This is a genomic window from Paracoccus sp. TRP (assembly GCF_000185925.1).
In the GTDB taxonomy this organism is placed as follows: domain Bacteria; phylum Pseudomonadota; class Alphaproteobacteria; order Rhodobacterales; family Rhodobacteraceae; genus Paracoccus; species Paracoccus kondratievae.
In genome coordinates, this window is sequence record NZ_AEPN01000087.1 from 1 (window position 1) to 5099 (window position 5099).

Below are 5099 nucleotides of genomic sequence, written 5' to 3' on the forward strand. Positions count from 1 at the left end.
GGATAGCCATCTCACCAGCCCTCCGACATGACAGCAGCGCATTCGGCGCGATAATCAGCGCACGGGGCGGGCAGGGCATTGGCCTGTGGGGCGTAGACCAGCCAGCCGATGAATACGCCGATGGCGAGGAAAATGGCCGCTACGATTGACAGGACGATCATGGTCGCCAGAGACCCGCCATCGTCGTAGTCGGGGCGTTGAAAGCGGTCGAAGTCGGTCATTGGACGATCTCCCGATACTCAGCAGAGGGCAGGGTGATGGCGCGGCCCCACGGCGGAGGGGTCAGTTTGATGCCCATGGCGGCGCGGAGACGTTCCACACGGTCCAGATCGCGCAGGCAGACTTCTGCGATCAGTCCGGCGGGAACGGCGGCGGGCGGGGAAAATGGTGTGTGCATTGCAGGGATTTTTCCTCTCACTAAGCGGCCAGATCGGCAGGGGCTTCTTCGTGGCCTGTGAGATGAAGGTATATCCTCAATAGCGGATACGCAAGAGGAAATATCCACGATAGAGGATATATTTTGCCCTCCCGATTCGCCCGTGCTATCCTCCCCCCTGCCGGGGATCGGCTTCGGCGCGGCAAAAAGCCCGCCGGTGAGGGCGGGATCATTTCAGGAAGTTCGATGCTCAGATTGCAGAAAGGACTCGCGGAATCAGATAGTGTCGCGCCATGCTTCAGGCATGACAGAAATTCGCATACCAGTTTCTATTACCTACGAAGTTTCCGGCGTCACTCCGGTCTCAAAAGTCATAGACGGCCTTCGAGCATCCGAGGCTGCAATCAAAGAGGCGGCAGGGCTACTGCCGTCATTCTTGCCAGATGTTGCCATCCAGTCGATTTCTGTGGGGGTTCAGCGGATATCCCAACAGAGTCCACTGAGGGAGGTTCTGATTGCCGCAATCGTTCTGGCGCAGCAGGAGCATATGGGCGAGTTTATAGCCCCATATGCAGAACGCATATACGGTCAGGCCGTAACGGAGCCGACCAGTGAAATGTTAGGACTGCTCGTCAGTTTGGTGATTGTTTACGGAGCCAGCGCCGCCAGGGATATTGTCGTCGGGTCTGTCGGCGGAAAGGTGCGCGAACAGCTTAAAACTCTGATAAAATACACAGCGCAAGAGACGGGTAAGTCGGAGAAGGAAATCACTGACATTCTTGAGGCAAGGTATTCTGATGTTTCGCTTTTTAAGCGATTAGTTAGAAAATCTCGCGACTTTTTCGCACCCGCGCACGCTGAACGAACGTCACCAGTCGTTATCGGAAACGTGTCGATCCCCTCTGATGTTGTCGCGGAAATCCCGCCGTCGTCTCCGATAAAAGACAAGGACATGGCAAGATATATCCCGAAAGATGACGTTGAGATCAAACTCCACGCAATGGACAAAGATAAGCAGAACACAGGGTGGGCGGCGGTGATCCCTTCGTTGTCGGACAGGAGAATAAAACTGAGAATAGGTAAGGAGGTAGATAAGTCTGACATCTGGGGTAAGGATACGATAAGAGGCGACATCGTTGTTGTTGAAAAACTCACCTCTTACGGTTTTTTTCCCCAGGAATACCAACTGACGCGAGTATTGGGTCGCGACTGAGGCCGCATGCTGAGGTGATGGTCGGCAGCGGATTCCTCTGCCCCCATCACTCGCCCGGCCAGCCCCTCAACATATCCGCCCACTCGCACGGCATCGGCTTCCCCTAACCCCCAGAATATCCACAGATTCATCCCCTGCTTTCTTGTTGACACCCCGAGTCGGGCGCTTGATCGGCGGATGAGTCGGCCCCATGATGTTCTTGTTTCGTTCAGTGCGCGGAAGGGAGGGGGAGATGAGACTGTCAGTGTTTTTGAAGGTCATGAGTCGGCTAACGCCAGAGAAGAAAGCTGAAATCCTTAGGGAAGTTGAGAGCCGTTTCCGCGAGCCTCGATATCAAGCAGTTCAAGAACCGCATCTCTCTTCCTCGGGCTCTCCTTCATTTTCCGAAGAATCGCTGCATCCTCGGCGGTCACGTCGACGCCATAAAGAATGAACGGCAGGCTTGCATTGATGGCCTCGCACAGGGCCATGAGTTTCCCGACTGTCGGGTCTTTACCCTCAACTAGGATGGAGTGGACGTAGCCAGCGCCCAGGCGGGCCTTCAATGACGCCCCCCTGTGGCTAAGTCCGGCTGCGGCAATCGCCGCGTCAAGTCGAGGCTTCCAGTCATCATTTGCCATGCGCAGAGTATCCGCCAAAGCGGATGCCGCTGCACGTCCTCGATAAAAGACACTTGTTGTATCCTCTAAAGAGGATATAATGACCGACATGACTAGGACACCCCCCACATTCCTGCAAGAGATCGAGGCTTTCCTTGCCGAAACCGGCATGGGTGAAAGCTATTTCGGCAAACGTGCTGCCGGTAACTCGGAACTTGTCTCTCGCTTGCGCGGCAATGGCCGGGTCTGGCCGGAGACTGAAGCAAAGGTTCGCTCCTTCATTTCTGCAGTGCGGACAAACCTCCGCAATAGCGGACATGTGAACGCCACCCCCTCCCGTCAACCCCGCCCCCGTCAGGGCAAAGGGGGTGTGGCATGAGCATCACCAGACAGACTGACGAACGCGATCTGCTGATCCTCTCCCGAGCCTGTGCCGGTGAGACGCTTGCAGCCATCGCGGACTCGCTTGGCATTACCAAAGAGTATGTCCGCACAATCGCGCGCCGCGTTCTCGTGGCTGATCTGGCCGAGAGCGGCGAGCCTGAAAGCGTCGTCCGCCCGGCCTATCCATGGGCGAGGGGGTGATGACATGGCCCACACCCCTCATCGCTGTGGCTCCGGTCAACGCCGCTTTAGGCGGTCTGATGCTGTCGGAGGTGATCAGGTGAGCATCGCCGTCGATCAGAAACGCCGCAAGTATCGCAACAAGATCATCATCGTGGATGGGGTCCGGTTCGACAGCCAGAAGGAGGCCCATCGCTGGGGTGTCCTGCGAATGCTGCAACGGAACGGCCTGATCCGCGATTTGCAACGGCAGCTGCGCATCCCGTTGCGCGGTGCTGACGGCAAGCCGCTGCGGTTTGTGCCGTCTGGCCGACCGGCATTCTACGTTGCCGACTTCGCCTATCACGATGTGCCGAAGGGCGTGGACGTGATCGAGGACGTTAAGGGCGTTCAGACGCCGGAATTCAAGCTCAAGCGGGCAATTCTCGCATCGCAGGGCGTGGAGATCATTCTGACATGACCAACTACGGGCACAATGAAACCGCCGTTCGACTGGCCGCGCTTGCTGGTGATGCGCAGATCGCGCTGGACAAGGTAGCGAAGGGCGAGGCCGACGCCATCGAGGGCTGGCTTGCCTATGGCGCTGCCCTGAATGAAGGGCGGGCGCTGTTCCCGAAAGATGAAGATTTCGGGAAGTGGGTTGTTGAAAATGGTCTCCGCCAAGTTGGCGGTCACGAAATCCACGATCACGAACGCGCCGCCGCCATGTGGGCCGCTGCCAACGCCGACCAATTGGCCGAGGCCCGCGCCAACAGCAAGGCCCGCACCCTGCGCGGGTGGCATGACCAGTGGAAGAAGATCGAAGCAGAGCGCGAAGCGGCCCGCCAGAAGGCCGAGCGTGAGGCAGAGGCTGCCCGCAAGCGCGAGGAAGCCGAAGCCGCCCGGAAAGAGGCCGAGGCGTTGGCTAAGGCAGAAGCCGAAGCCCGCGCTGCTGCTGAAAAGGCCGCAACCGTGGATGAACGGAAAGAGGCAGAAAAAAAGGCCGAAGAAGCCGCCGCTGCCAAAGCCGAAGCAGAGAGGGTCGCGGAAAAAGTTGAGGCTGAAATCCCGCCGGCGGAACCAGAGGTTGATCCCGAAACCGCGAAGCTGCGCCGGGAAATCGGCAAGCTGACGCCAGATGCCATGGTGGACGAGATCATCGGCCTGCGCGCCGACCTGGCCGAGCGCAAAGCGCTGATCGCAGAACTGCGTAGTGAAATCTCCGCGCTGAAATCTGAAAACTCGCTCTATCGGCAGGACAACCTTGGCCGCGCCCTTGGCAATGAAAAGCGCCGCGCTGACGCCGCCGAGGGCCGTATGCGCGAGCATCAGGCCAATGCCGCCCGCCTGCAACGGCAGGTGAACGCTCTCAAGGCCGAAATCGCCCGCCTCAAGAAAGAGGCGGAAAATCAGGTGATCCCGCTCTGATGGCGATCTTAGACCGCATACGCGCCCATGGCGGCGAGGTGATCCGCGACAAGTGGACCATCACCCTGCGCAAGGGGCGTCTGACACCCGAGGCGCTCGCGTGGGTGAAAGATCACCGTGCTGACCTGATCCGTGAGGTTTGGCCCGAATACGACGACTTCGAGGAACGCGCAGCGATCCGGGAATTCTGCGGCGGCATGAGCCGTGCCGATGCCGAAGCCGCTGCCTACGCCGAGGTGATGAATGTTTAATTTTGCCCCGACAAAGGAAATCTGCCTTCGCCCCTATCAGGCCGACGCAATCGAGAACCTGCGCAAGGGCATCAGGGCCGGTAAGCGCCGCCTGCTGCTGGTAGCCGGAACCGGAGCCGGAAAAACGCTGACTTCTGCACACCTGCTGCAAGAGGCAGATCGCAAGGGCAGTTATGCGCTGTTCATCGTGGACCGTGTTGCGCTGGTGGATCAGACGAGCGCCGTCTTTGATGAATATGGTATTTCGCACGGTATCGTTCAGGGGATCAACAGCCGCTGGACCCCGCGCGAAAACGTGCAGGTTTGCTCTGCCCAGACTCTGGCCCGGCGCAGCTTACCGCGCGACCCGGACTTGATCGTGGTGGACGAGGCGCATTGCCAGTATAAAGCCACGCTGGACTTCATGGCCCGATACCCGAACGCGGTGAAAATCGGCCTGACCGCAACCCCGTTCACGAAGGGCATGGGGGAGCATTGGGACGATGTGGTCAACGTCATCCCGACGCGCCAGCTTATCAATGACGGCTTTCTGATCGAGCCGAAGATCTATGTCGCCAAGTCCCCTGATGATGCCGATCTTGGCCTCAACAGCTATGGCGAATTCTCGGACGCCAGCGCCACGATGGCGGGCATTCAGATCGTCGGTGACGTCGTGCAGGAATGGATTGCCAAGACCAATGAACACTTTG

The 5099-nt window shown here is 58.7% G+C and carries 10 protein-coding genes; 7 read left to right on the plus strand and 3 right to left on the minus strand.

What is annotated here, in order from left to right; genetic code table 11:
• Positions 1–11 precede the first annotated feature (11 nt).
• Together PARACOCCUSGL_RS0119550 and PARACOCCUSGL_RS0119555 are read right to left on the minus strand one after the other, a co-directional pair.
• Positions 12–221: a hypothetical protein gene (locus PARACOCCUSGL_RS0119550; RefSeq protein WP_010400592.1), complete on the minus strand. Its 210-nt coding sequence runs from the start codon at positions 219–221 to the stop codon at positions 12–14.
• Positions 218–397, minus strand: coding sequence for a hypothetical protein (locus PARACOCCUSGL_RS0119555; protein ID WP_010400594.1), 180 nt, complete (start codon positions 395–397; stop codon positions 218–220). Before PARACOCCUSGL_RS0119555 ends, PARACOCCUSGL_RS0119550 begins: the two co-directional genes overlap by 4 nt.
• Positions 398–680: 283 nt before the next feature.
• On the opposite strand from PARACOCCUSGL_RS0119555, the gene PARACOCCUSGL_RS0119560 reads away from it, so the two are divergent.
• A complete protein-coding gene (locus tag PARACOCCUSGL_RS0119560; protein WP_010400595.1) occupies positions 681–1589 on the plus strand; it encodes a hypothetical protein in 909 nt (302 codons plus the stop codon).
• Between the two features lie 296 nt (positions 1590–1885).
• On the opposite strand, the gene PARACOCCUSGL_RS0119565 is transcribed toward PARACOCCUSGL_RS0119560, so the two are convergent.
• On the minus strand, positions 1886–2209 hold the full coding sequence (locus PARACOCCUSGL_RS0119565; RefSeq protein WP_010400596.1) for a hypothetical protein: 324 nt from the start codon (positions 2207–2209) through the stop codon (positions 1886–1888).
• A gap of 79 nt (positions 2210–2288) precedes the next feature.
• Between PARACOCCUSGL_RS0119565 and PARACOCCUSGL_RS21090 the strand changes: the two genes are divergently transcribed.
• The 6 genes from PARACOCCUSGL_RS21090 to PARACOCCUSGL_RS0119595 all read left to right on the plus strand — a co-directional run.
• Positions 2289–2567 (plus strand): hypothetical protein, encoded by a 279-nt coding sequence (locus tag PARACOCCUSGL_RS21090; RefSeq protein WP_010400597.1) that lies wholly within the window; start codon positions 2289–2291, stop codon positions 2565–2567.
• Entirely contained in the window at positions 2564–2773 is a 210-nt protein-coding gene (locus PARACOCCUSGL_RS0119575; protein ID WP_010400598.1) for a sigma factor-like helix-turn-helix DNA-binding protein, read from the plus strand. The genes PARACOCCUSGL_RS21090 and PARACOCCUSGL_RS0119575 overlap by 4 nt, the downstream gene beginning before the upstream one ends.
• Before the next feature lie 79 nt (positions 2774–2852).
• Positions 2853–3212 (plus strand): DUF1064 domain-containing protein, encoded by a 360-nt coding sequence (locus tag PARACOCCUSGL_RS0119580; RefSeq protein WP_010400599.1) that lies wholly within the window; start codon positions 2853–2855, stop codon positions 3210–3212.
• Positions 3209–4159 carry a hypothetical protein gene (locus PARACOCCUSGL_RS21320; RefSeq protein ID WP_010400600.1) on the plus strand — a complete coding sequence of 317 codons (951 nt, stop codon included), beginning with the start codon at positions 3209–3211 and terminating at the stop codon, positions 4157–4159. The genes PARACOCCUSGL_RS0119580 and PARACOCCUSGL_RS21320 overlap by 4 nt, the downstream gene beginning before the upstream one ends.
• Positions 4159–4410, plus strand: coding sequence for a hypothetical protein (locus tag PARACOCCUSGL_RS0119590; RefSeq protein WP_010400601.1), 252 nt, complete (start codon positions 4159–4161; stop codon positions 4408–4410). The genes PARACOCCUSGL_RS21320 and PARACOCCUSGL_RS0119590 overlap by 1 nt, the downstream gene beginning before the upstream one ends.
• A partial coding sequence (locus PARACOCCUSGL_RS0119595) for a DEAD/DEAH box helicase (RefSeq protein WP_010400602.1) occupies positions 4403–5099 on the plus strand: 697 nt, incomplete at its 3' end. The genes PARACOCCUSGL_RS0119590 and PARACOCCUSGL_RS0119595, both read left to right, overlap by 8 nt.